Consider the following 25,475-nt stretch of genomic DNA (forward strand, 5'->3'; position numbering starts at 1 on the left):
TTCCTCCATATTACAGATTACATGTGTTCCGGCGATTCCATTCCGAGCAGATCCATACAGGTATCCAGCACCCGCTTGGTCAGCGTGATCAGGCTGATAAAGGCTGCCTGCTTCGCTGCGTCCTCCTCGGAGAGGATCTTATTTTCCAGATAGAATGCATTGAACGCATCCGCCACTGCCGCCATGTATTGGCAGAGCTTATGCGGCGCCGTCTCGTAGAATGCAGATTCTGTCACCTCGCCGAAACGGCAAAGCGCCATCTGAAGTGCTTTCTCTGTCTCGCTCTCAGCCGGACGGATCGGAACCACTTTAGCATCCGCACCGCGCAGTTCCTTGTATTTCTCCAGAATGGACTTGATGCGGACGATCATATACTGGATATGTGGACCTGTATTTCCCTCGAAGGAAATAAAGCGGTCTACATCGAAAATGTAATCTTTGGTCGCCTGATTCGAAAGATCGGCATATTTAAGTGCCGCCAGACCGACAATCTCCGCCGTGCGTGTCATCTCGTCCGCCGGAACCTTCTGCTTCTCCTGAATCTTCTCATATACCTTCTCATCGATATTCTTGATCAGGTGCTCCAGACGCATAACACCGCCCTCACGTGTCTTGAACGGACCACCGTCCTTGCCGTTCATCGTACCGAAGCCCAAGAAGATCATCGGCGTATCTTCTTTGACGATGCCCGCCTTCTTCGCCACACGGAATACCTGGATAAAATGAAGCTCCTGGCGCTTGTCTACGACGTAAATGTAGCGGTCCGGATGGAAATCCTGCTCACGTTCGATGATCGTCGCCAGATCGGAAGTCGCATACAGCGCCGCACCATCGGATTTGCGGACGATACAAGGCGGATATTCCTTCGCATCCCCTTCCTGTGCGATATCGACAACCAGCGCGCCATCGCTCTCATAGGCAAGACCTTTTTTCTGTAAATCCTCGATCAGTCCCGGAATATATGGCTGCGCATCGCTCTCGCCCTTCCAGAGGTCGAACGATACATTTAAATTGCCATAGTTCTTTTTCAGATCCTTCAAGGACACGTTCATGATGTGCTTCCAGATCGCATGGAACGGTGCATAGCCACTCTGCAGTTTGAAGGTTGCCTGCTGTGCCCGCTCACGAAATGCCGCATCTACCTTGGATTTCGCGCTCGCTGCCGGATAGATATCCTCCAGCTCGGAAATCGTAAACGGCGGCTCCGACGGATACTCGCCGGTATAATCCGGGTCAAAATATACCAGATCCGGCTGACGGTCATGCAGCTCCTCGATGATCAGTCCCATCTGCAATCCCCAGTCACCCAGATGCACATCGCTGATGACATGGTGTCCCATATAGCGGCTGATGCGCTTGATGCTCTCTCCGATGACCGCAGAACGTAAGTGTCCGACATGCAACGGTTTTGCTACATTGGCTCCGCCGTAATCGATGATGATCGTCTCCGGCTTCTTAGCTGCGTTGAGTCCCAGCTTTTCATCCTCTGCCACCTGCTGTACATAGGATGCCAGGTAGCACGGATTCAGGCGGATATTGATAAATCCAGGCATCACGGCATTGATCTCAGAAAACATCTTGCTTCCGGCTGTCTTTTCCACCACCTCATTGGCAATATCGATCGGTTTCTTTTTATACGCTTTGGCAGCTGCCATCGCGCCGTTACACTGATACTCGCAGAGATCCGGGCGGTTTGATACCGTTACGCGGATGTACTTCTCATCGTACCCGCAGCCGGTAAACGCCGGTTTCAGTTCTTCCACGATCAAATCTAAAATCGTTTTCATACTAGATTCCCTTTCATAATTTATATCGTATATTATATATCTTTCCGCATTGCCTTTTTCACATCCTTGCGGAACTGCTTCCAGGCATCCTCATGATCCACGAAATACTTCGGGCACGCCTTTCCAGTCACATCATAATGACGGATCACGTCTTTCGGACTTAAATCGAACTGCTTGCACAGCCATGCAGTCAGTTTTACCAGCGAGTCATACGTCTCGTCTGTGAACTTTCCGTCTACCGCCGGATGGCAGCACTCAATCGAAACGGTGTCCGCATTCCTCTCATTGGAGGCATATGCCTTCTCCCCGACCGGAACGCACTCAATGATCTCGCCGTCCAGACCGATCACGAAATTGCTGCTGACGGAAACAGTGTTACTGCCGCTCTGATCTTTCAACCCCTCAAAATAATCATGGTTCTGCTGTGCCGTCGTCCCAGGATTTGCCACATAGTGAATCACGATCCCGTTGATGACCGGGATATTCGTCCCCGGTCTGGAATATCGGTTGACCGTGAGAAGCTGCTCATCAACCCAGTTTGGCATCTCGATCGTGGACGGATCGATCAACTTGCGGATCATTTTCCCGCGCAGCGTCCAGCCTGTTCCCGCACCCAGGAGGAAAATAAGCAGACACAAAAACAGCCGCATCATCACACGGTGCTTCTTCTGCTGCCTCGTCCGCTCCCGGCGGATTGCCGTCTGCCTGCCGGATGTACGCCTCTTTCTGCCACCAGATCTGCGCCCCGGCTCATCCTCTTCCCCCAGACGCAGACGGTCTTCTCTTCCGTTCTCCATATTTATCACTCCCCATGAGCACCGCTCACTCCGAACCTGCTCTCTGAGATGAACCAACGGACGCGTCATAGACGCCTCCCCGATATGTTAAGCAAAAAAACTGTTGTAAAATCTCGACGTTTCCTCCGGATCTTACAACAGTTTCTCTGCTTGCTACTGTTCATGCGCTGCATAACCAGCAAAGGAAAATGCCTGCCACAAACAGTAATCTCTGTTTCCAGTCAGAAACCTGTCAGTGACACGACTGCCTCCCCACAAGGGTACAAACGGTATCGTGAAGACCTTTCTGACGTATATGTTATAACTTAGACTCTGGACAGATATTCACCAGTACGTGTATCGATCTTGATCTTATCGCCCTGGTTTACGAATAACGGTACATATACAGTAGCGCCAGTCTCTACAACTGCCGGTTTGGTAGCGCCTGTAGCAGTATCGCCCTTGAAGCCCGGCTCTGTATCTGTGATCTCAAGCTCTACGAACAGCGGCGGTTCTACGGAGAATACCTTGCCGTTGTAAGAACAGATCTTGCACATCTCGTTCTCTTTTACGAACTTGAGTGCGTCGCCGATTGTCTCCTGGTTTAAAGCTACCTGCTCATATGTGTTTACATCCATGAAGTTGTATAAGTCGCCATCGGAATACAGATACTGCATATCAACTCTGTCGATTCTGGCAGACGGGAACTTCTCGGTCGGACGGAAGGTTTTCTCTACAACGCCGCCATTCATTACGTTCTTAATTTTAGTACGAACGAACGCAGCTCCCTTTCCCGGTTTTACGTGCTGAAATTCCATGATCTGGTATACGTTGCCATCAATCTCCAGTGTGATGCCGTTTCTAAAATCGCCCGCTGATATCATAAATGATGCTCCTCCTTGAAAATACTCGCTTTATCTTTTTTATTTTATACTATAAAATCTTCTTTTTCAACTACTTTTTTGAAAACGCAGGGCACATCATGTCAATTCCGCCCCTTATTTTTCTAAAATTGCCGATATTTTTTCTGAAAACAACTGATTTTCCACCGTTTCCGGCACTCCTGTCAGCATCCGGTTCTGCCGCCTGGCAAGCTCTTTCAAACCGTTCAAAAACACCCGGCTACAAACTTCCGCTATTTTTTTCCTGTCTTCTCACATAGAACCACAGGACAATTTTCTCCAGATACCGCTTTAACACAATCTGGATCTCTTCCTTCGGATTGATCGGCTTTACAAGAATCGAATAGATGCCTGTCCGCCTCGCCCCGTACACATCCGTAAAGAGCTGATCCCCGACAAACATCGTCGAGCGCTCGCCCGTTCCCATCCGGCACATCGCCTGTCTGTATCCGCTGCGCTTCGGTTTTCTGCCCTTGTAAATATAATCCGAACCTACCTGTCCGGCAAACGGGGCGACCCGCGCCTCCTTATTATTCGAGAGCAGACAGGTGTGGAACCCTATCGCCCGCAAACGTTCAAACAGCTGTACTGCCCGCTCGTCCGCCGGGGCACCGTGCGGCACCAGCGTATTGTCAATATCAAATATGATACCCCGCATTCCCTTCTGGTAAAACTGCTCATACGGGATATCATACGCAGAATCCAGCCATTCATCCGGATAAAACGCATTTCCCATCATCTGGTCTCTTCCCCGTTCTTTCCAGACTCATACGACGGCACATTCCGCTGCTGTATCTTCTGCAGTTCCTCCATAAATGTATCGACGTCTTTAAACTCCCGGTATACCGATGCAAACCGCACATAGGTAACCACATCCAGATCCTTTAACCGCTCCATCACAAGTTCCCCGATCACCGCGGTCGAGATCTCCCGTTCTTCCCGGTTAAATAAATTGTTTTCCACATCGTCGATCAACGCCGAAATCTGTCCCTGAGAGACTGGGCGCTTGTGGCAGGAATGCAGGATTCCTGCCTCTATCTTCGCCCGGTCGTACATCTCCCGGGTATTATCCTTTTTGACAACCATCAGAGGGATCGTCTCAAGTTTTTCATATGTGGTAAAACGCTTTCCACAAGTCTCGCACTGTCTCCGGCGTCTGATAGAACTGTTGTCATCCGCAGGCCGTGAATCGATTACTTTCGTGTCAGCCGCGTTGCAAAATGGACACTTCAATCGCTCTTCCCCTTTTCTGGTTTTATTGATATGCCCCCGCCAGGTTTTCATAACATATCATACTTATTATAATATCGCAGGAAGTGCGCTTCTGCAAGCAGAAGTTTTCCGCTATTCCTTCTTTATTCGTTACTGTTCACACATGCGTGAACAGTAACGGAATTTGCCGTGGCTTCGCATTCAAATACGGCAAATTCCTGCTGCCACCACGTTTTCTTACGGCACTTTCGGTTCCAAAAGTGCCTACCCGTGAACAGTAATCTTTATTCCTTCTTTTTCTCTTCTTTCAGCCTCACCAGAATAATGTCATCCCCTATCTGGCAGATGTCGCAGAATGGAATTATGTACTCCTTTTCCCGCCCCAGAAAGCCCCAGACACAGCCCGGTCCCGGCACGATGATCGCAAGCATTTTTCCCGTGCTGATGTCAAAATCGACGTCGCCCACAAAACCAAGGCGCTTGCAATCTTTTACATTTATAACTTCCCGCTGTTTGAGTTCACAGATACGCATAGACATAAACCTCCCGGATCCTTCTGTAATTAAAATATGTACAAAAGGACCGGGAGGTTCTTCCTGGACAGGTATTTCTATCTACTTTTATTTCGTAACTTCTGATAACGTCACGCTGTCAAAATGCAGCGTATAATCAATCAGATGCGGCTGGCTCATCGCCACCGTCAAGGCACTGACCGCCACATCCTCATCCAGCGTTACCGGAATCTGGAACTCGGAATTGCCCTCGGTCTGGATCGGATCATACTGCACGTCATCCACCAGCATATACTCATAGTTCGGGCTGCTCCAGACAATATCGGCAGTCACCTTTCCATCCTTGACGATAATAGTCGCCGGGCTGTCCACCGATGCTCTGCCGGAACCTCCCTGCAGGGTTACCTCACAGGTATAAGTGCCGTCTGCCACATCTGCAGTCTGCCCTGCCGGTTTCTGGGCATCTGCCGCATCATCGCTATTCTCCGTCTCGGATGATGCCGCTTCCGCGTCCTCTGCCTCTCCGGAAACCGGATTTTCTACCCTTACTTTGTGGTCGTACCAGGTGCCCTTCTTACCAATCAGAGCCAGGTCAAATTCTTCTCCGAGCGCCGGAACCGGCACATCGAAGCCGTTGACCTCCTCGCTCAAACCGTCGCTGTAAGTAACCGTGTCCACGGTTGGCTGCAGCCAACCGGCTTCATCTTCCTTTGCCTCGTCCGCAGTACCCAGATACAAATTCACGATATTTTTCGAGGTCAGGCTGATATGGAGTGTCGCCTCGCCATCCTTGACCGTCAGGACGCCTTTTCCATTTTTCGATTCATTGACCTTGAACATGCTGCTGTCCGTCTTAAAATCGACGGTGTAGACGCCGTCTGCAAGGTCAATGCTGCTCTTTTGATCGGCATTCTCGGTTTCTGCGCTCTCTGTCTGCGCCACGGTGTCAGCTGCGTCCTGTTTCTGTCCTCCGCACGCTCCGAGAAAAGCGGCAGCAAGCAGAAGCGCCGCTAAATTCAATTTCTTTTTCATATACATTATTTCGCAATAGAATCAATGGCTGTCCGTGTATGAGCAACATAGAATGATTCTACCGCTTTAATTCTGCCCAGACCGGAAATCTGAGTATCTACCTTGTCAAATGCACCTGATGCCTCAAACTGGCTCTTCCAGGAATCATCATCATCGCCTGCCATATCGTTGTTTGCGTGATCACCTGCAACTACCATCAGCGGACGAAGAACGACGTTCTTATAACCAGCTGCCTTCACTGCCTCGATAACAGACTCACAGGAGGTCTCTTCCGGCTCGCCCTCTACGGTACCGATAAATACATTGCTATATCCAAGATTCTGCATCTGGGTCTGCATCTGGCTGTAGGTTACCTTTGCAACATGTGCGGTACCATGCCCCATCAGAACAAATGCAGTTCCCTGATCGGCTGCGTCAGCTGCATCTTTAAAACCTGCTTCCGAAGCTGCCTCTGCTACAACTGCTTTTGCAACTGCCTCTTTATCTGCATTGATAACGGTTGCATCGTCGCCAACCTCACCCAACAACGGCTCTGCGACAGCTATCTGCTCGAATTTATCCTGATACTTCTCGAGCGCCTCAACCATCTCGTCATACTCAGCACCGTGCATCAGGTGGGTCGGCTGGACAACCAGCTCTTTAACTCCGTTCTCCACGGCGCGCTCCAGTGCCTGATCCATATTGTCGATGCACTCGCCGTCACGAGCCTCAACGTGGTTGATAATGATCTGTGCGGTAAATGCACGGCGGACTGCCCAATCCGGGAATGCATCCTGAATGGAATCCTCGATACTCTTGATATCTTTCACACGGCTGTCGTTGAAGGAAGTACCAAAGCTGACTACCAGGATCTCCTTGTCGCCAATCTCATCCTGATTGCGCGGATCGTCCAGGCTCGCGTCGCCGGTATCACGACCAAAATAATCTGGATCTGCGTTCTCGCCTTCTACCAGCTCCTTCTGCTCGTCAGTCAGGGCATCCCATGCCTCTTTGGCTGCCTTGCACTGCTCATCCGTGTCATCGGTGCGCTCCTGTACATAGATGTCATCGATCAGCTTTGCCACCTTATCTGCCGCTTCCTGATCGGAATCGGCGCTCTCAGCTGCCTCGGTCTCTGCCTCAGAAGCCGCCTCCGTCGAGGTTGCCTGGCTGGATGTACTGCCGCCGCAGGCTCCAAGCAATACGGACATCGTAACTGCCGCTGCACTTACAACTACTTTTTTGTTTTTTCTCATGTTTTCCTCCTTGTGTGACTCGCACAAAAATAGTTTTAACTGATATGTTCACGACAGCCGGCAGGTTTCCTGGCTTTCGGGTCATCATGCACGCCGCGCCTTCTCACTTTCGCAATGGCATCTGCGGCGCCACTCTCCGGTTCACAGTGACGAGATCGCACAGGTTTTGCACCTGTTTCCCTTTTACCCCCTGTCCATGCCTGCCAATCCGAGCAATCTGACTGGTCTGGCACAAACAGCGGCACCCACTGCCCATATCAGCTTGTTTCATTATAGATGGGGTATGTTTAAAAGTCAATTTATCCTGAAAATTATATTGAAAAAGAATGTGCCTTGGCACATTCTCGCGCCGAGCGCGGTCGCTTGCGACATGTTTCTGCTTCGCGCGAGTGCGCATCATTGGCACGTTAGTGCCTTTTTGTGTAATAGGGAGTTCCAAGGAATTTCCTGTTACACAAAAAAGCACCTCTCATCCGGATAAAAGGTGCTCTCCTCCTCTTAATGATTTTATATTTTTTATGGCATAAATTTCCGGTAAATCGAAATAATTTTCTCATTCTTCACCGTCACAGCCGTGTTGTATGGCTTAAACTCCCCGATCAGCCGATCACGGATCGCGAATAATTCTTCCGCGGTATACACCTGCGGCGGTGTATCCGGGTCAGAATCATCTGTCAGGACAAAGTTCTCATCCATCTGCAGCGTAACCTCTCCCAGCTTATGGTAACTTCTCCCGACTGCCATCTCCGAGCCATAAAAGGAATCCTCCTCTACCATTCTCAGCTCTTCTCCCCCCTGTGCCGGACCGCCATTGATCTCGATCCGCCCAGACTCCTGTCGGTCAATCGAAGTAATGAGACATTCTTTCCCATCGATGAGCAGCGTATCTCCCGCCTGCAGTTCATCGATATCTGCCTTATGAAAATGCTCATAGTCATAGACCGTCAATGTGATGATAACATTGCTTTCATCCTGATGGATCTGCTGCGGTTTGAACCCAGCTGCAAAGGTACAGTTGTCAAAATGCGTCATATTGAGGGTTTCCCGGACTGGTTCAACCGTGAGCGGTTCCGTCCGCTCAGTTTCCTGCGTTTTATCCCGTTTGGGCTGCTCCTGCGCCTGATCATTTTCAGCCACAGCCTCACGGATCGCCCCCTGGCTCTCCTCATCGACAGCCCCTTCCTGTGTGGCTGTCTCCGATGCCGCGCCCGCACAGGCGGTCATCCATACACTCATCCCAAGTGCTGCGGCGATCCATGTTTGTTTCAATCGTCTCATGTTTGCTGCCGCCCCTTTTCGGCTTCTCCTTTTTCCTGCCATTTTCGTAACTGTTCAGTACCTTCACAGTCACGCGCAAAAATCCATCAAAAATTGCCTACGGCAATGGGATTTTTCTGCTTTTTCTTCGCCGCCTCAACCAACTTCTCCATCTCCCGCATTACCTCTTCAAAATTCAACGCAGAAGTATCCAGTAAAATGGCGTCCTCCGCCTGCTTGAGAGGCGACAATTCCCGGTGCATATCACGGTAATCGCGCTCGATAATATCCTGCTCGATCGCCTCCAGGGAACAGCTTTCCCCGCGTTCGGTCAGCTCTTTATAACGGCGTCCAGCTCTCACACGGCTGCTCGCGGTCAGATATACTTTCAGGGTCGCATCCGGCAGAACCGCCGTTCCGATATCCCGGCCATCCATCACGACATCCCGGCGTCCGGCTAATTCACGCTGCAGCTCCACCAGTTTTTTGCGGACCGGCGCATAGACAGAGGTATTCGAAGCCATATTTCCAACCGCCTCCGTCCGAAGCTCGCGGCTGACATTCTCCCCATTTAAATAAACCTGCTGGATCCCATTTTCATATTCCAGTGAAATGGAAACCGTCTCACAGGCGCGTCCGATCGCCGCCTCATCATGGCTGTCGATGCCCTGGCGCAGAAAATACAATGCCATCGCCCGGTACATCGCCCCCGTATCAACATAAATATATCCATAATCTTCCGCCAGCTTCTTTGCCACTGTGCTCTTTCCAGCCCCGGCTGGTCCATCAATCGCTATATTAATCGGCATTTCGTTTCCCCTTTTTCATATCGTTATAATTCATGATTTTCCGCTGCGCTCCGTCCCGCCAGCATGCCGGTCGACCACGCAATTTGTAAGTTGTAGCCGCCGGTGACTGCATCGAGATCCAGCACTTCCCCTGCAAAATAAAGCCCTGGAAGCTTCTTCGACTCCATCGTGGATGGATTCACTTCTTTTACCGTCACACCGCCCTGGGTAATGATCGCCTCATTGAAACCTCGCAGCCCGGTCAGCGTCAGTGTAAAATGCTTTGTCACCTCCGCCAGCCGTCTCCGCTCTTCCTTCGTCACGGCGTTGACCTGCTTGTCCGGCTCAATGCCGCTGCGGCGAATTATGACCGGTATCAGTTTTGATGGGTACAGATGGTTCAGCGCATTTTTAAACTGTTTATTCTTCTCCGTCTCAAAATCGCGCAGAATCCGCGCATCGAGCTGTTCCATGGAAAGCGCCGGTTTCAGATCGATCATCAGAGTCAGCGGACCCTTTTTCAGTTTTTTCGCCGCATAACTGCTGGCACTCAAGAGTACCGGACCCGAAACGCCGTAATGGGTAAACAGCATCTCACCAAATTCACGGTAAACCTCTTTCTTTCCATTTAAAACAGCAGCTTCCACGTTCCGCAGGGAGAGTCCCTGCAGCTCCTTCACATCTTCCTTCGTCTCAAACGGAACAAGCGCCGGCGAAAGTTCCGTCACCTTGTGCCCTGCTGCCTCCGCAAACCGGTAACCATCGCCGGTTGAGCCGGTCGTCGGGTAGGACAAACCGCCCGTCGCCACGATCACTGCATCCGCAGCTATGTAGGAGTCCTTTTTCCCACGCTCATTACCGCCCTGCGCCAGAATCACACCTTTTAATACACCATCCTCCAGCCACAGTTCCCGGACTCCCTGATTCAATTCTACTTTCACGCGCAGTTCCCGCAGCCGTCTTGCAAACGCCGATGTCACATCCGATGCCCGGTCAGACACCGGAAAGACACGGTTGCCGCGCTCCACCTTAACATGACAGCCGTTCGCCTCCAGAAAATTCTTCATATCCTGGTTACTAAAACCGTAAAATGCACTGTATAAAAAGCGGCTGTTTGTCACAACACTGTCAAACAGGCCTTCCATATCACAGTCATTCGTCACATTGCAGCGCCCTTTTCCCGTGATATAGATCTTTTTTCCCAGTTTCTCATTCTTTTCATAGATCGTTGCCGCGCAGCCATTTTCCGCCGCCGCAATCGCAGCCGCCATGCCGGCTGCCCCGCCGCCGATCACGATTATTTTTTTCATATTGCTATCCTTTTCGTTTTTATATCGCCTGATGCTATCAATCCTGTACCAGGTGGATCGCAAATCCGCCGACTTCTTCTTTAAAATAGGCGAAAATACAGCGCCCCTGCTCATCAAAGCGCTTCGTCTCTTCCCGAAGCGTCATACCGCGGTTCACAAAGTATCGGATCGCCGCCTCGCAATCATTTACGCCAAAGCCAATATGGCCGTAGGTTCCGTGGCTCTCCACCTTCATATTTTCCGTCAGGTCACCGCTGAACACAGCTTTCTCCGTCTCGCGCGGCATCAGCCCCATCAGGCGCGCCAGTGTCTCAGCAACCTCCCAGGCCTCGTCTTCCGATTTTGTATTGATTCCCACGTGTTTTACGTGCATATGAAATAATTCCATCGGGGTTGGATCCCCCGCATGCTCTGCCATAAATGCTAGTGTGCGCTCTTTTGCTGTCTGCTCCATTTTGTCCGCTTCCTTTCTATCGCTACACTTAACGCAAAGTTACACAAATGTTTGTGTTTTTCAAAATTGCCGTCTTTTTCTTTAAATATTGATTTTACTGTATCTTACGAAGAATTGCAACCGCGCTTCTTCATATTTCCACACATGATTACCAAATCGGCCGTCCGCTTCTTTCTATCACTTACGCAGCTTTTTTACCTCACGGATCTTCTCCTCCATCGCCTCCACAACCGTTTCCAGCACCTTGACGCGCGCGAAATATTTGGAATTTCCTTCTATGATCGTCCACGGGGCATAGGTAGTAGAAGTCCGCACCAGCATCTCATTGACTGCCTGCTCGTATGCGTCCCATTTTTCACGGTTGCGCCAGTCTTCGTCCGTGATCTTCCACTGTTTTGCCGGAGCCTCCATGCGCTCCTTAAAGCGGCGTTCCTGCTCATCTTTATCAATATGAATCCAGAATTTCACGATCACCGCGCCAAAATTCGCCATGTGCTCTTCCATCTCGTTGATTTCCTGATATGCCCGTTTCCAGTCCGCCTCACTGCAGAAGCCCTCGATCCGCTCCACCATCACGCGCCCGTACCAGGTGCGGTCGAAGATCGCAATATGCCCCGCTTTCGGCATCTCCCGCCAGAAACGCCACAGATAATGGTGTACCTTCTCCACATCATTCGGTGCCGCCGTCGGATTGACCTTGTAGCCGCGTGGATCCAGGTGGCTTGTCAGGCGCCGGATCGCACCGCCTTTTCCCGCCGCATCCCAGCCTTCAAAGCCGATCACCACCGGAATCCGCAGCCGGTACAGCTCGCCGTGCAGCACCTCCAGCTTTTTCTGCAGCTTATCCAGACGTTCCTTATATTCCTCGCGTGTCAGCGTTTTCGTCAGATCCACGCCGGAAAGCACGCCATTTTTAAACCGCTCATCTGGAAGTTTGACCGGCGGATGCACCGCCCCTTCCTCGCGTTCCATTCGGCGGCGGTTCAGCTCATACTCCAGCCGGTCTGTGACGGTGGATAAAATCTTGACTGCCGCATAATTTTTATCAGTCGCTTCCACGATCGTCCACGGCGCGTACCCGGTATCCGTCCGCTGCAGCATTTCCTCATTCATCTCCAGAAATGTATCGTAATCCTTGTTGCGCTTCCAGTCCGCCTCCGTCACACGCCACGCAGTCTCTTTGCTTTCTTCCAGCCGTTTAAAGCGCTTTTTCTGCTCGTCCCTGGAAATATACAGAAACAATTTGATCAGAATCATGCCGGAATCTGCCAGCTGCTTTTCAAATGAAAGGATATCCCGGAACGCCCCGTTTAGCTCCTGCCGCTTCGTCTCTTTGTCAAACCGGTCAACGGTAACCTTATCGTACCAACTCTTGTCAAAGATCATCATACGTCCATCTTCCGGTGTCTTCGTCCAATACCGCCAGAGAAATGGACGCATCCGTTCCTCCTCCCCCGTCTCCCGGCTCGCATAAACATCAAAGCCGCGCGGATCCAGCGGCTGGATCAGGCGGTTGATCTGCGTTCCCTTACCGCCTGCCCCGAATCCGTCAAATACGATGACAACCGGGATCTTTTCCTCCTTACAGGCGCGCTGCAATTCTCCCAGCTTCACATCCATCTCTTCCCGAAGCTTCTTGTAGTTTTCCTTATCCACTGATTTATTCAAATCAACTTTTTCCAGCATCTTTCCACCTCCACATCAAGCAGTAAAATGACCTTTCACCAATCCCATGGCATCACAATGCTTCGTCTTTACCTTTCCCCGTCATCATCTCATGCTCTTTTTTGATCTCTTCATATAATTGTACCGAATCCCACTTCATATTATACGGTGTCAGGACTGCTTTATAATCGATCCGTCCGACTCCCTTTTTTCGAAGTGCATAGATAAATGCATCGATCTGGGTGGAAGAAAAGCCTGCCATGATCGCCATCTCATCCGAGAAATCTATTTTCCTGGAAGAATCATTCTCCGGCACTTCTCGCTGCAGCCTCCCGTCCGCCTGTTTATGAGCGGTCCCTTCTTTTTGCGTTTCCTCCCCGGTCTCTATTGCCTGTCTGGCTTCCTTGAGGACATCCTCATCCAGTCCTTTCACGCCAGCCAGCACGCCCACCGGCAGCCCGTACTCCTCCTTTTTCACTGCCCTTAAACGGAATCCCAGTGGCATAAGCGCCTGCTGCACCTTCATTTTTCTTTTGGAATCAGTAAAATTATACAATAATACGGTTGGTTTCATCGTAATTTATCGGTTCTCCTCTCTGTTTCTTATTCCCGCCTCATCAATTCTCCGGCTTCTCAATATGATTCTCTATTATATCCTTTTTCTCCCCTGCTGTGCAAGAAAAACAAAAAATGGCACAACCCTTCCTCGTAAAGCAAAAAGGCAGCGGCATCAGCCACTTGCTTTCGCTCGTCCGCTGTCTGCCGCTGTCTGATTTTTATCTCAGTCGAGAAGACTCCCACCTCTTCAGGTGGTAATTAATAGCAAATTTGTCTCAGTGGGAGTTGGATCTGCAGCCAGATACCTCCTTAGTGAAGAACACCATTTGCATCCGCTATCATACCGTTCGGAGCTACCATGTTAGTCCAGAGTGCTCCGCTATTCAGGTCAAACAGATACCATGCGCCATCGATGAACTGATAGCCTGTCTTTCTTGCACCGCGAGTGCCGTCGGATACCGGATTCAGATAATACTTGTACGGTCCAATCTGCTGCCAGCCGGTCAGCATCTTGCCTCTCGTACCATCGGATACCGGGTTTAAATAGAACCAGTTATTATCAGTATAGATCCAGTCTGTATCCATGAATCCGTTTGCATTCAGATGATACCACTCATTATCAACATATACCCAGTTGTTCTTAACCGGTACACCATTGATGTAGTAAGACCAGCCGTAAATGCTGTTTACCCACTGACCATTCGCATTTGCCGGAGTGGAACCACCAGAAGAATTATCGGTCGGAGGTGTACCTGTATACACATCTGAAGAATTCATATAATATTCATCGGACTCGTCACTCCACTCACCCTTATCGCTTCCGTCAACCGCGCGCACCTTAAAGGTATAATCGCCGGTTTTCGTCATGTATGGGTAGAAATTGTAGCTTGTGCCTGTAGTTGTAACAGTCGTTACGGTAGAACTGTTGCGGTACAGTTTAACTTCATACTTGCTTGCATACGATACGCTGTCCCAGGTTGCGGTACGATTGCTCCAGCTAAGATCTTCGACCGTATCCAAATCGCCGTCAACAGCTGACATCGTAATCTTAACTTTCCACTCGCTCTTATCGCCAGATCGCTTCGTAACTTTGTAAGCCGACTTGGTTGCAGAAAGCTTTGTGCCGGATAACTGATAACCGTCCTTTGCCTCGATCGTCAGGTAGATGACCGGCTTATCACCTCTCTCCCACTCGCTGTCGTCATTGTCAAACTCCTGCTCGGTAATCTCAACATTACCCTTCGTAACTTGTACATCCGGATCCCCGATGCTGTCGCCCGCTTCCGGTTTCGCATTGACACGGAACTTAACTTCCGAGATCTTTTTGTCAGCCGCGTATGCCGGAATACTCATCGCCAGCGCCGCCATGATAGCAAGAACGGAAACCGCCGCTGCCTTCAGGTTATGTCTCATATCCCATCCTCCTTTTTTAATGTACTCTCGCGTACAAAATCTTGTTTCCATTATAACAAACATATCCGCCTGCGTCAAAATAAACTGTCGGTATTTTCAAAATTTTCCCCTTGTTTTTTTGAAGTAGATGTCTGCTTTCTGTTATTGACAGGATAGCACACTTTTATTACCTGAGAATAACTTTTTGTTTAAGGTTTTCTGACATTTTCGTCAATGGTAGAATTTATATCATAATTGATATTTCCTGTGACATAAAAAAGAATGTACCTTTTTGTGTGATGGGGAATTCCAAGGAATTTTCTATCACACAAAAAATAGACCGGGGCAGATTTCTGCGGTCCGGTCTATTTCTACCTTACTTAAAAGCAGGTGTTCATTTTATTTGAAATACTCCACACCTGAAGCAAACAGCTGCATATCCTGATTTCCATAGATATTCATGCCTGTATCGCTCCAGCAGCGCTCGTTGTGACCCATCTTACCAAGAATACGTCCATCCGGGCTTGTGATACCCTCGATGCACTGGTAGGAACCGTTCGGGTTCCACTCCTCGCTGACGGATAAGTTTCCGTTCGGATCGCTGTACTGGATCGCGATCTGACCATTTGCGCGAAGTTTTGCAAGCCACTCCTCGTTGGCTACGAAACGTCCTTCACCATGGGACATCGGGTTGCAGTATACGCCTCCCAGCTCTGCTTTTCTGAGCCACGGGGACAGATTAGATACAACCTTTAAGTATGCCATGCGGGAAATGTGGCGTCCAATGTTGTTGGTTGTCAGAGTCGGGGAATCTGCTTTCTGAGGCTCAATCTTGCCTCCGGTTAAAAGTCCCAGTTTGATTAATGTCTGGAAGCCATTGCAGATACCCAGTACCAGGCCATCCCGGTCATGAAGCAGTTTGTCGATCTCCTCCATCATCGCCTCGTTGCGGAATACCGTAGCGAAGAATTTAGCCGAACCATCCGGCTCATCACCTGCGGAGAATCCACCCGGGAACATAATGATCTGGGATTTCTTGATATCCTCTTTGTACTGCTCGATGGAAGAACGGATATCGGATGCATTCTGGTTGCGGAATACACGCACAATCGTCTCCGCTCCGGCTGCCTCAAACGCTTTCGCGCTGTCCAGCTCGCAGTTGGTACCCGGCATTGCCGGAATAAATACGGTTGGTTTTGCCACTTTATGTTTGCATACATATACCTTATCGGTATTGTAAAGTGTCTCTTCTGCTGCCTTCATCGGTGCGCCGGAAGCGGTCGGGAACACTTTCTCCAGGGTTCCGGTCCATGATTTCAGAGCCTCTTCCATGGAGATCACGGTACTGCCATACTCGAAGGCTCCCTTGTCGGTTACCTCACCGATCACGGTGTACGGGATGGACAGCTCGCCTACCTTGCCGTCCGGAACCTCGCAGACGATATTGCCCCAGCCAGCGGCGAAGAAGTCTCTCGGATCTACATTGTGCTCAATCTTTACGCCCAGGCGGTTACCAAATGCCATCTTGCTGACAGCCTCTGCCACACCGGCACCCTCAACCGCATATGCGGAAATAATCTTTCCAGCCTCCATATCGCGGTAGATTTTCTCGTAACCATCCATGATCTGGCTGTAAACCGGCAGGTCATGTGCATCTTTCTCGATGGTAAAGAGAACAATCTTGCTGCCCGCTTTCTTAAATTCCGGAGATACCACGTGTTTGGTATCGGAAATATCAACTGCAAAGGAAACCAGTGTCGGCGGTACGTCGATTTCGCCGTGCTCTTCATCATAGAAGCTGCCGGACATACTGTCCTTGCCGCCGATGGACGGAAGTCCAAATCCGAGCTGCGCACTGTAAGCACCGAGCAGAGCGGAGAACGGTGTGCCCCATCTCTTCGGATCTTCCGTCATACGTTTGAAGTACTCCTGGAAGGTAAAGCGGATCTTGTGGAAATCACCGCCGTTTGCCACGATCTTAGCAACAGAATCCAGCACTGCGTAAGTAGCGCCGTGGTACGGGCTCCAGCTGGACAGGTACGGATCATAGCCGTAGCTCATCATGGTAACGGTATCGCATTTGCCCTTGCTCATCGGCAGTTTTGCCACCATCGCCTGTGTCTCGGTCATCTGGTGGACACCGCCGTATGGCAGGAATACACTGCTTGCGCCCACGGTGCTGTCGAACATCTCAACCAGACCCTTCTGGGAGCATACATTTAAGGAAGAAAGCATGGACAGCCATTTTTCTTTGACATCCTTTACTTCCTGTTTATCAAATACATTGCCTTCCCTGGTCGGAACCTCAACGGTAACGGTTGTCTCCTGATGAGCACCGTTGGTATCCAGGAATGCACGGCTTAAATCTACGATCGTCTTGCCTCTCCAGTTCAGAACCAGGCGCGGGGACTCAGTAACAACGGCAACCGGAACTGCCTCCAGGTTCTCTTCTGCTGCATAAGCAAGCATCTTATCAACATCTTTCGGGTCTACCACCAGAGCCATACGCTCCTGTGACTCGGAAATCGCAATCTCCGTTCCGTCCAGACCTGCATATTTCTTCGGAACCTTGTCAAGGTCAATCTGAAGTCCGTCAGCTAACTCACCGATCGCTACCGACACGCCGCCGGCGCCAAAGTCGTTACACTTCTTGATCAGACGGCTGACCTCTGGGCGGCGGAACAGTCTCTGTAATTTACGCTCGGTCGGTGCATTGCCCTTCTGAACCTCTGCGCCGCAGACCTCGATGGACTCCTCGGTATGTACCTTGGAAGAACCGGTTGCGCCGCCGATACCATCACGGCCGGTACGTCCACCCATCAGGATGATTACATCGCCCGGATCGGAAGTCTCACGGATGACATTTTTGCGCGGAGCTGCTGCCATAACAGCACCGATCTCCATACGTTTTGCCACATAATTTGGATGATAAATCTCTTTTACATAGCCGGTAGCAAGACCGATCTGGTTACCGTAGGAGCTGTAGCCATGTGCTGCATCCTTTACGATGCGCTTCTGCGGAAGTTTGCCGTGCAGTGTCTCCGACATCGGACGGGTCGGATCAGCCGCACCGGTCACACGCATAGCCTGATATACATAGGTACGTCCGGAAAGCGGGTCACGGATAGCACCGCCTAAGCAGGTGGCAGCGCCGCCAAACGGCTCAATCTCGGTCGGATGGTTGTGGGTCTCATTCTTAAAGTTTACCAGCCACTCTTCTTCCTTGCCGTCGATGGTAACCGGAACTACGATACTGCACGCATTAATCTCCTCAGACTCCTCCAGATCCTCCAGCTTGCCCTCACGGCGAAGCTTCTTCATAGCGAGAACAGCCAGATCCATCAGGCAGACAAACTTGTCATCGCGATCTTTGTAGAGAACCTCGCGATCTGCCAGATACTGTTTGTAGGAAGCTTCCATCGGCTCATTGTAATCGCCCTTTGTAAAGGTAACGTCCTTTAACTCAGTCTGGAAGGTCGTATGACGGCAGTGATCGGACCAATATGTATCCAGCACGCGGATCTCGGTCACAGACGGATCTCTCTTCTCTTCGTTCTTAAAGTAGTTGTGGATATGCTCGAAATCCTTGAACGTCATCGCAAGGTTCAGGGAATCGTAGAGTTCTTTTAACTCTGCCTCGCCATAACCGCAGAAACCATCGAAAATCTTGACATCCTCCGGCTGCTCAAATACCGTTACCAGCGTTTCCGGCTTTGCGTTGTTATTCTCACGGGAATCCACCGGGTTAATGCACAGGGACTTGATGCCCTCGATCTGCTCCGCGGTCAGTGTTCCGGAAATAACATAAGTTGTCGCGGAACGGATCACCGGATTTTCCTCTTCATTCAGAAGTTTCACACACTGTTCTGCGGAATCGGCTCTCTGATCGAACTGTCCCGGCAGGAACTCAACGGAAAAGATCGTATCGCCTTCCTTGGACGGGAATGCCTCCTCATAGACAAAATCAACCGGCGGCTCAGAGAAGATAGTAATCAGCGCTTTCTGATATGCATCCTCCGATACATCCTCAATATCATAGCGGATCAGTACGCGGACATCGGTGATCGTGTCGATCCCCAGATAGCTTGCGATCTCCTCTTTCAGATCGTGAGCCAGTACGGCAAATTCCGGTTTTTTCTCAACGAAAATACGTCTTACGCTCATGTTTTCCTCCTGTTTTTTCGTATTTTAATGTTTCATGTTCTGTAAAATACATTCATTTTTTAGCATAAAAGGCAAATGCCTTCTTCTAGCATCTGCCTTTATCATACACAATTTTTATAGATTAGTAAAATTAATATATTTAATATTTTTTATTAACACATCTTATTGGTTACTGTTCACGCATACGTGCCCAGTAACGGAATTTGCCGTGGCTTCGCATTTAAATACGGCAAATTCCTGCTACCACCACGTTTTCTTACGGCACTTTCGGTTCCAAAAGTGCCTACCCGTGAACAGTAACTCTTATTGTATCTCTTGCCTTATTTCATTCCTGCTTTTTCATTTTGAAATCATTCTTTAAAACGATTTTTTCTGTTCCAACGTCCCTGTCTCATTCAGTGCAAGCAGCTTTCCCATCCCCGTCGAACGGTCATACGAAACAACCGACAGACTGGCATTCGCCACAATGATCTCCTGCGGCTCCCGATGGAAACGGAGCAGATAATTCATCAAAAAGACGAGGATCCCACCGTGCGCCACGATCACCGCATCCCCGGCTGTCTCCTCCAAAATCTGTCGGATCGCCCGTTCACTCCGCGCCTCGCAAGATTTTCTTGATTCTCCGCCGGACGGGATGCCGACCATCGGCTGTTCCCTCCACAGATGAAATTCGTCCGGGTACTCTGCTTCCACCTGCTGCCAGCTTTTGCCTTCCCAGCATCCAAAATCGCGCTCCCGCAGCCCCGTCAGGCGGCGGAGCGGTAATTTTCCTTCCTTTGCCAGGATCTCCGCCGTCTGGAATGCCCGCGCAAGCGGGCTGGTATAAACCGCATCGATCCGCGTTCCCGCCGGATAGCCACTCCTCTCTTTTAGAACAGCGGCTAGCTGCTCCGCCTGCTGCCGTCCTGTCTCATTCAGCGGAATATCCGTCGTTCCCTGTATCTTTCCCGCCCGGTTCCAGTCAGTCTGACCGTGGCGCACCAAATAAAACAGCATTTTCTATTACTCCTGTTCATCTATCTCTTTCTGAGCCATCTCTGCCGCCTGACCGCTGACCTTCATCGCATCCATCGTCAGCTTCATGATGTCACGGATCTCATCCTCGCTCATCTTCATGCGCTCTGCCAATTCCGCAAGGGTCGCCTCGCGTCCCAGCTCCCGCGCCATGCTCGCAGAAATATCCTTGAGGACATTAACGCGCGCCGCCATCTCCTCCTCAATCTTCGTCTCGCGGTTCTGAATCTGCAGCGCATCCTCGATCGCCGCGCGCACCCGTTTCTCCATCTGTGCGTCAAAATCGCCTCCCTCATACTCGCCTGCAAACAGGAACAGTGCCATATTTGCCTCCTGCACCAGATCGCCCGCCGGAAGTCCCCGATCGTGATACTCCTCCGCGATCTGAACCGCCTTCGTCAGTTTTAACTCCGTCAGACGGGAAACCGCTGTCTTGTCCCCCTCCGTCAGTTTTTTCAGAAGCGCCGTTTCCTCCTCCGGCGTGCCCTGCGGGAGATTTTTCAGTTCCTCTAAGTAAATATCATAAAATGTATTAGATTCCATGTGGTATTCCCTCCTAAAAAATACATACTTCTAAGATGATTCCGTCATTTTATCACAAACAAGACACAGATACAATCATTATTGACTCCGCCCTCCAATCATGTTACACTGAATACAGTTCTATAAGGAGGACTAATAAATGGATATCAACTATGAATTATATAAAGTATTTTACCACGTAGCCTCGACGTTAAGCTTCTCCGAGGCATCCAAGCAGCTTTTCATCTCCCAGTCGGCGGTCAGCCAGTCGATCAAGGTACTGGAGAAGAAATTGAACCAGACTCTTTTCATCCGCAGCACAAAAAAAGTACAGCTTACCCCGGAAGGCGAGATCCTGCTCAAGCACGTGGAACCGGCGATGAACCTGATCCGTCAGGGCGAAAACCAGCTGCTCGACTCTAACAGCTTAAACGGCGGTCAGCTCCGCATCGGCGCAAGCGACACGATCTGCCGCTATTATCTGGTGCCATTTTTAAGCGAATTTCACAAGCGCTACCCGAATATCCACATCAAAGTTACCAACCGTACCTCCATCGAATGTGCACGGCTTCTGGACAACGGACAGGTTGATTTTATCCTGACGAATTATCCAAACTCCGGGCTCGGTGGAACGCAGAATATCCATGTGCTGCGCGAATTCAACGATATATTCGTCGCTAATGAAACCTATTTCCCGATGAAAGACCGCCCGGTTACACTGCACGAGCTGCAGGCGCTCCCGATCCTCATGCTGGATCGCAAGAGTACCACCAGCGAATTTCTGCACAACATGTTCCAGAAGCACCAGCTCGACCTCGTACCGGAGATTGAATTAAGCAGCAACGATCTGCTCATCGATCTGGCGCGCATCGGTCTCGGCATCGCATTTGTCCCGGATTTCTGTCTCCCGGCTGGCGAAAAAGAACTTTATGCCCTGACCCTGACCGAAACCCTGCCGCCGCGCCAGCTCGTCGTCGTCCACAATGAAACAATGCCGATCTCGCAGGCATCGCGTGAATTTATTGAACTTCTGGAAAACGGCTCCAAAACGCCTGAAGCTCCTGCTCCAGAGACGAAAGACTGACCCGTTTGACATCGCTCCATTCCCTTGGAAATAATTCCCGGTACTCCCGATGCCAGAACCGGTCATCCAGTAAAAGGATGACACCCTGATCGGATGCGGTCCGGATGACCCGCCCTGCCGCCTGGAGTACCTTATTCATGCCCGGATACTGGTAGGCATATGCAAATCCGTCTTTTCCCGCTTCTTCAAAATATCCCTGCAAAATCTTCTGCTCCGTGCATACCATCGGAAGCCCGGTTCCTACCACGATCACTCCGATCAGGCGGTCGCCCGTCAAATCGATTCCCTCCGAAAACAGACCGCCCATCACACAGAACGCCACCAGGGAAGTATCACGTTCAGCTGTTCGTTCGGGAGAAAATTTCTGTAAAAATGCTTCCCGTTCTTCCTCGGTCATGTGAGAATCCTGGACCAGGATTTCCATACTTTTTCCGTTTTCCCCGGAATGATTTTTCATTTTTTCATTATCATCCAATTCAACCTTCTGATACGCATATTCCCCTTCACACACCTCACGCACCCGGTTCATATACTGATACGATGGAAAAAACACAATATAATTGCCCTTTTTCACACTTGCCATCGTCTGGATGTACCGCAGCACCCGCCGGTATTCCAGCTCATTGCGCCGCGTATAGCGGCTCGTCACATCCGTCGCCGCCAGCAGAAGACGCTGCTCCTGTGGAAACGGGGACGGCACGTAGACTGTATAGTCCTCCTCCTGATCTGACAGAAGCATCCGGTAATACCGGAGCGGCAGAAGTGTTGCCGAGAAAAAAACCGCCGCCTTTCCCTGCGACAGGCACTGTGCCAGATTTTCAATCGGATTGACACAATAAAGCCGGATGACAAATTCGCCGGATGGCAGAAGTTCCGTGTAAATCCGGTAATGCTCATCGACCCGCTCATACATATTTAAAAAATGGCGCACCGAAAAATAAAAATCCAGAATCGTGTCCCGTCCATCTTCCCCGCCCGGCTTTTCCAGATACTTTTCCATTTCCCCAAAAACACCGTTTAACACTGAAACCAGATGTCCGGCATCCTTGAGCAGCTGGTAGCCGCCGCACTCCCGCTTCATCTCCAGAAGCGCCTTATTTAACCTTGTAAGCTGCCGCCCCAGCGCCGGCGCACGATGTCCCAGTACCTTTTTCGTCAAAAGCACTTCTTCCTTTATAATAGAAGCACTGTACATTTCCCGCGCGCGCGATACCAGATTGTGAGCTTCATCCATCAGGAAGAAATAGTCTCCCTCCGCCCCATCCGCAAAATAACGCTTCAAGCGCACATCCGGGTCAAAGACATAATTATAATCGCAGATGATCCCATCCACAAACGAAGAAATATCAAGGCAGAACTCAAACGGGCAGACCTGAAATTTTTCCGCATACTCTAAAATTACCGAACGCGTGATTCCAAATTCCTGATGCAAAATTTCATACACCGCATCGTTGACACGGTCAAAATGCCCTTTCGCACGCGGGCACATTTCCGGATTACACACCGGTTTTTCCAAAATACACAACTTTTCCTTTGCCGTGATCGTGACCGAACGAAAATACAGCCCGCGTTCCCGCAAAATCGCCAGCGCCTCTTCCGCCACCGTCCGCGTGATCGTCTTCGCCGTCAGGTAAAAGAGTTTCTGCCCATGCCCTTCCCCGATCGCTTTAAGCGCCGGAAATACCGTCGAAAGTGTCTTTCCAATCCCGGTCGGGGCCTGGACAAACAGCCTGCGCCCGCGCTCCAGCGTCCGGTAAACCGCCACCGCCAGCTCCCGCTGTCCCGCCCGGTACGGATAGGGAAATTCGAGCGCTTTGATTGATTCATCACGTCGCAGCCCGTTGTGATAGAGGTAACGCGCCCATTTGACATATTCATGGATCAGACCAGCAAACCATTCAGAAAGTTCGTTCATCGTCTGGATCTCCTGAAAGCGGCGGATCTCCTCCGTCTCCAGATTACAGTAGGTGAGCTGCAGTGTCACTTCGTCCAGCGCTTCCTGTAATCCATAGATATAGCCATAACAGCGCGCCTGCGCCATATGCACGCCAACCGCTTCTTCCAGACAGTTTACATCCTGGTAAACACACTTGATCTCATCGATCGTGACATCTTTTCCATCCCGGATGATTCCATCCGCACGCCCCTCGACCACGATCTGGAATCCGTCCTCCTCCACCGAATGGCGCAGCGACACCTCCGCCTGATACCCTGATCCCATCCGCCGCTGTATCTTCCGGTGCATCCGTCCTCCAGCTAACATCGCCTCTTTCTGTGCACCCGCCGTGCGCCGGTTATCAATATCCCCCGAACGCAGAACGAACTCAACCAGATTGCGGACGGAGATCCGTATCTGCCTGCCGGTCAGCTCCATGTGTGGTTCCTCCCTTCCCCGTACATGTACTCTCGGAATCTTTCTGTGCTTGATTTTGTGAAATGATTTTTTGTCAGTTGTGCCCAAATTTCTGAGGCGTACGCGGTGCGTACGTTGATGAAATTCGGGTGCGGCTGGCGGAAAATCAGCCACAAAAGCACGTGCAGAAAGACTCCGAGAGTACATATATATGTCTATCAAAAAGACTGCAGACACCATCTTCTCTCCGGCACCCGCAGTCTTTCTTTATTTTCGTACTATCAACTTTTCTTTCATCATGCCGATTCGAGCCATACATATCCTTCCAAAATATCTATGATATCTATGTTCCACTTGAACCAGCCTTCCAGCCCTTTTATGCCGCTGTCACATTGTCCGCTTCCATCGTGTCAAGGAACGCCTCATACTCTGCATCCTCGCCCGTGTACTCAACGGTCAGAATCTGTGTCAGATCCAAACTCATAACTCCCAGAATCGACTTGGCGTCAATGACAACACGGTTATAAAAAACATCAATATCAAAATCGCATTTCATAGAAGCATTGACAAATTTCTTTGCATCTTCTATCGTTTTCAGCATAATTTTTCTCTGTTTCATAATAAACAACTCCTTTTTCCTGAATGTACCAACAGAATTTTTCCCTCCGTTTTTTAGGCACATTTAAAACCATAAAGATTTATTCAGTGTTTATAGCATGATTTTTGTCGAATGTCAATTTGATTTCTTTTATACCGCATATTTTTAATACATGATTTTTACCAAAAAAGCAGAGTGTTTCTTGGTAAAATATTCCGACGTCTAGAACTATCGTCGTATTCATTTCATGATATATTGTCATTATTTATATACATCAAATGGTTTAGCGGATTGTTTTTGGGCAGTTGAACTAAATATTCATTGTGATTTTCCACCCAGCATGAGCACACAAATTCTCTTTTACCAAATTATCCTGATCTCTAGTTTCCATATAAAATGATGAATGATACTTAATAAATGGAAAAAAATATATTAAATCAAAAAAAATGAAAAATTATAAAAAAATTGTTGACTTTTCGTTATGGCTATGATATCATAACTGAGTCAGCAGCGAAGGGGAATAGTTCAATGGCAGAGCAACGGTCTCCAAAACCGTTAATGGGGGTTCGAATCCCTCTTCCCCTGCTTCTAAAGGCGTCAGTGATTCAGAGATGAGTCATTGGCGTTTTTTGTTTTTTTAAACAATAAAAGCTTGTAAATAAAGGCTTTTCAACGTTTTCTTTTCATCTAAGCGCACATCCTGTAATCATTTTCAGCTCGTCATTCTTGAGATCTTTCTTATCTAATACCACTTAATCCTATCTGTTTTAGTATTAAAATGTCACTGAAGTGTCACTGATTTGTCACTGAAGTGTCACTGATTTGTCACTGATTTTCCTATCATGATTTTTGGAACGAAC

21 protein-coding genes, 1 tRNA gene and 1 riboswitch are annotated in these 25,475 nt (G+C 49.8%); of the genes, 2 read left to right on the forward strand and 20 right to left on the reverse strand.

The window, feature by feature from the left end; genetic code table 11:
* Positions 1 to 17: 17 nt before the first annotated feature.
* The 18 genes from argS to PG862_RS04520 all read right to left on the reverse strand — a co-directional run bounded on the left by argS (position 18) and on the right by PG862_RS04520 (position 20,601).
* The gene (gene argS, locus PG862_RS04435) at positions 18 to 1,787 is read right to left on the reverse strand and encodes an arginine--tRNA ligase (protein ID WP_022358738.1); all 1,770 of its coding nucleotides are present in this window, start codon (positions 1,785 to 1,787) and stop codon (positions 18 to 20) included.
* Positions 1,788 to 1,819: 32 nt separating this feature from the next.
* On the reverse strand, positions 1,820 to 2,584 hold the full coding sequence (locus tag PG862_RS04440; RefSeq protein ID WP_270706650.1) for a peptidoglycan recognition protein family protein: 765 nt from the start codon (positions 2,582 to 2,584) through the stop codon (positions 1,820 to 1,822).
* A 305-nt stretch (positions 2,585 to 2,889) separates the two neighbouring features.
* The gene (efp, locus tag PG862_RS04445; protein ID WP_022358740.1) at positions 2,890 to 3,447 is read right to left on the reverse strand and encodes an elongation factor P; all 558 of its coding nucleotides are present in this window, start codon (positions 3,445 to 3,447) and stop codon (positions 2,890 to 2,892) included.
* 238 nt (positions 3,448 to 3,685) lie between these two features.
* Positions 3,686 to 4,201, reverse strand: a complete 516-nt coding sequence (locus PG862_RS04450; RefSeq protein WP_270706688.1) for a YqeG family HAD IIIA-type phosphatase — start codon at positions 4,199 to 4,201, stop codon at positions 3,686 to 3,688.
* Complete coding sequence (gene nrdR / locus PG862_RS04455) at positions 4,201 to 4,698, reverse strand: transcriptional regulator NrdR (protein WP_118472763.1); 498 nt, start codon at positions 4,696 to 4,698, stop codon at positions 4,201 to 4,203. The genes PG862_RS04450 and nrdR overlap by 1 nt, the downstream gene beginning before the upstream one ends.
* Positions 4,699 to 4,961: 263 nt before the next feature.
* Positions 4,962 to 5,210 (reverse strand): YlmC/YmxH family sporulation protein, encoded by a 249-nt coding sequence (locus PG862_RS04460; RefSeq protein ID WP_118637140.1) that lies wholly within the window; start codon positions 5,208 to 5,210, stop codon positions 4,962 to 4,964.
* Between the two features lie 87 nt (positions 5,211 to 5,297).
* On the reverse strand, positions 5,298 to 6,221 hold the full coding sequence (locus PG862_RS04465; RefSeq protein ID WP_118650944.1) for a hypothetical protein: 924 nt from the start codon (positions 6,219 to 6,221) through the stop codon (positions 5,298 to 5,300).
* Positions 6,222 to 6,226: 5 nt separating this feature from the next.
* Positions 6,227 to 7,456 carry a sirohydrochlorin cobaltochelatase gene (locus tag PG862_RS04470; RefSeq protein ID WP_270706653.1) on the reverse strand — a complete coding sequence of 410 codons (1,230 nt, stop codon included), beginning with the start codon at positions 7,454 to 7,456 and terminating at the stop codon, positions 6,227 to 6,229.
* Between the two features lie 42 nt (positions 7,457 to 7,498).
* Positions 7,499 to 7,675: riboswitch (cobalamin riboswitch) on the reverse strand.
* Positions 7,676 to 7,972: 297 nt separating this feature from the next.
* Positions 7,973 to 8,734: a hypothetical protein gene (locus PG862_RS04475; protein WP_146143890.1), complete on the reverse strand. Its 762-nt coding sequence runs from the start codon at positions 8,732 to 8,734 to the stop codon at positions 7,973 to 7,975.
* A gap of 86 nt (positions 8,735 to 8,820) precedes the next feature.
* Entirely contained in the window at positions 8,821 to 9,522 is a 702-nt protein-coding gene (gene cmk / locus PG862_RS04480) for a (d)CMP kinase (RefSeq protein ID WP_270706655.1), read from the reverse strand.
* Positions 9,523 to 9,545: 23 nt separating this feature from the next.
* Positions 9,546 to 10,811 (reverse strand): BaiN/RdsA family NAD(P)/FAD-dependent oxidoreductase, encoded by a 1,266-nt coding sequence (locus PG862_RS04485; RefSeq protein ID WP_270706657.1) that lies wholly within the window; start codon positions 10,809 to 10,811, stop codon positions 9,546 to 9,548.
* Between the two features lie 37 nt (positions 10,812 to 10,848).
* A complete protein-coding gene (locus PG862_RS04490) occupies positions 10,849 to 11,265 on the reverse strand; it encodes a VOC family protein (RefSeq protein ID WP_227589675.1) in 417 nt (138 codons plus the stop codon).
* Between the two features lie 177 nt (positions 11,266 to 11,442).
* Positions 11,443 to 12,951 (reverse strand): polyphosphate:AMP phosphotransferase, encoded by a 1,509-nt coding sequence (pap, locus tag PG862_RS04495; RefSeq protein WP_107000001.1) that lies wholly within the window; start codon positions 12,949 to 12,951, stop codon positions 11,443 to 11,445.
* A gap of 52 nt (positions 12,952 to 13,003) precedes the next feature.
* Positions 13,004 to 13,504, reverse strand: coding sequence for a DUF3783 domain-containing protein (locus PG862_RS04500; protein WP_270487584.1), 501 nt, complete (start codon positions 13,502 to 13,504; stop codon positions 13,004 to 13,006).
* 293 nt (positions 13,505 to 13,797) lie between these two features.
* Positions 13,798 to 14,901, reverse strand: coding sequence for an N-acetylmuramoyl-L-alanine amidase family protein (locus PG862_RS04505; RefSeq protein WP_270706658.1), 1,104 nt, complete (start codon positions 14,899 to 14,901; stop codon positions 13,798 to 13,800).
* Positions 14,902 to 15,279: 378 nt separating this feature from the next.
* Positions 15,280 to 19,044 carry a phosphoribosylformylglycinamidine synthase gene (locus PG862_RS04510; protein WP_270706660.1) on the reverse strand — a complete coding sequence of 1,255 codons (3,765 nt, stop codon included), beginning with the start codon at positions 19,042 to 19,044 and terminating at the stop codon, positions 15,280 to 15,282.
* 357 nt (positions 19,045 to 19,401) lie between these two features.
* Positions 19,402 to 20,040, reverse strand: coding sequence for a histidine phosphatase family protein (locus tag PG862_RS04515; protein WP_117795629.1), 639 nt, complete (start codon positions 20,038 to 20,040; stop codon positions 19,402 to 19,404).
* A 6-nt stretch (positions 20,041 to 20,046) separates the two neighbouring features.
* Positions 20,047 to 20,601: a sigma-70 domain-containing protein gene (locus tag PG862_RS04520; protein WP_118626896.1), complete on the reverse strand. Its 555-nt coding sequence runs from the start codon at positions 20,599 to 20,601 to the stop codon at positions 20,047 to 20,049.
* A 139-nt stretch (positions 20,602 to 20,740) separates the two neighbouring features.
* Here PG862_RS04520 and PG862_RS04525 point away from each other — a divergent pair, with 139 nt between their 5' ends.
* A complete protein-coding gene (locus PG862_RS04525; protein ID WP_107000007.1) occupies positions 20,741 to 21,664 on the forward strand; it encodes a LysR family transcriptional regulator in 924 nt (307 codons plus the stop codon).
* On the opposite strand, the gene PG862_RS04530 is transcribed toward PG862_RS04525, so the two are convergent.
* The gene (locus PG862_RS04530) at positions 21,600 to 24,038 is read right to left on the reverse strand and encodes an ATP-dependent DNA helicase (RefSeq protein WP_270706675.1); all 2,439 of its coding nucleotides are present in this window, start codon (positions 24,036 to 24,038) and stop codon (positions 21,600 to 21,602) included. The two genes, PG862_RS04525 and PG862_RS04530, sit on opposite strands and share 65 nt — an antisense overlap.
* Before the next feature lie 355 nt (positions 24,039 to 24,393).
* Complete coding sequence (locus PG862_RS04535) at positions 24,394 to 24,636, reverse strand: HPr family phosphocarrier protein (protein WP_107000009.1); 243 nt, start codon at positions 24,634 to 24,636, stop codon at positions 24,394 to 24,396.
* A 493-nt stretch (positions 24,637 to 25,129) separates the two neighbouring features.
* Between PG862_RS04535 and PG862_RS04540 the strand changes: the two genes are divergently transcribed.
* Positions 25,130 to 25,200 (forward strand) — tRNA-Trp (locus PG862_RS04540).
* The last annotated feature ends 275 nt before the right edge of the window (positions 25,201 to 25,475 follow it).

The sequence above is a fragment of the Clostridium fessum genome, assembly GCF_027698965.1.
GTDB lineage: Bacteria > Bacillota > Clostridia > Lachnospirales > Lachnospiraceae > Otoolea > Otoolea fessa.

Bases quoted from the DNA above. Each gene is read 5' to 3' on its own strand.
- argS (WP_022358738.1), bottom strand. From the start codon at position 1,787: ATGAAAACGATTTTAGATTTGATCGTGGAAGAACTGAAACCGGCGTTT.
- PG862_RS04440 (WP_270706650.1), bottom strand. From the start codon at position 2,584: ATGGAGAACGGAAGAGAAGACCGTCTGCGTCTGGGGGAAGAGGATGAG.
- efp (WP_022358740.1), bottom strand. From the start codon at position 3,447: ATGATATCAGCGGGCGATTTTAGAAACGGCATCACACTGGAGATTGAT.
- PG862_RS04450 (WP_270706688.1), bottom strand. From the start codon at position 4,201: ATGGGAAATGCGTTTTATCCGGATGAATGGCTGGATTCTGCGTATGAT.
- PG862_RS04460 (WP_118637140.1), bottom strand. From the start codon at position 5,210: ATGCGTATCTGTGAACTCAAACAGCGGGAAGTTATAAATGTAAAAGAT.
- PG862_RS04465 (WP_118650944.1), bottom strand. From the start codon at position 6,221: ATGAAAAAGAAATTGAATTTAGCGGCGCTTCTGCTTGCTGCCGCTTTT.
- PG862_RS04470 (WP_270706653.1), bottom strand. From the start codon at position 7,456: ATGAGAAAAAACAAAAAAGTAGTTGTAAGTGCAGCGGCAGTTACGATG.
- PG862_RS04475 (WP_146143890.1), bottom strand. From the start codon at position 8,734: ATGAGACGATTGAAACAAACATGGATCGCCGCAGCACTTGGGATGAGT.
- cmk (WP_270706655.1), bottom strand. From the start codon at position 9,522: ATGCCGATTAATATAGCGATTGATGGACCAGCCGGGGCTGGAAAGAGC.
- PG862_RS04485 (WP_270706657.1), bottom strand. From the start codon at position 10,811: ATGAAAAAAATAATCGTGATCGGCGGCGGGGCAGCCGGCATGGCGGCT.
- PG862_RS04490 (WP_227589675.1), bottom strand. From the start codon at position 11,265: ATGGAGCAGACAGCAAAAGAGCGCACACTAGCATTTATGGCAGAGCAT.
- pap (WP_107000001.1), bottom strand. From the start codon at position 12,951: ATGCTGGAAAAAGTTGATTTGAATAAATCAGTGGATAAGGAAAACTAC.
- PG862_RS04500 (WP_270487584.1), bottom strand. From the start codon at position 13,504: ATGAAACCAACCGTATTATTGTATAATTTTACTGATTCCAAAAGAAAA.
- PG862_RS04505 (WP_270706658.1), bottom strand. From the start codon at position 14,901: ATGAGACATAACCTGAAGGCAGCGGCGGTTTCCGTTCTTGCTATCATG.
- PG862_RS04510 (WP_270706660.1), bottom strand. From the start codon at position 19,044: ATGAGCGTAAGACGTATTTTCGTTGAGAAAAAACCGGAATTTGCCGTA.
- PG862_RS04515 (WP_117795629.1), bottom strand. From the start codon at position 20,040: ATGCTGTTTTATTTGGTGCGCCACGGTCAGACTGACTGGAACCGGGCG.
- PG862_RS04520 (WP_118626896.1), bottom strand. From the start codon at position 20,601: ATGGAATCTAATACATTTTATGATATTTACTTAGAGGAACTGAAAAAT.
- PG862_RS04525 (WP_107000007.1), top strand. From the start codon at position 20,741: ATGGATATCAACTATGAATTATATAAAGTATTTTACCACGTAGCCTCG.
- PG862_RS04530 (WP_270706675.1), bottom strand. From the start codon at position 24,038: ATGGAGCTGACCGGCAGGCAGATACGGATCTCCGTCCGCAATCTGGTT.
- PG862_RS04535 (WP_107000009.1), bottom strand. From the start codon at position 24,636: ATGAAACAGAGAAAAATTATGCTGAAAACGATAGAAGATGCAAAGAAA.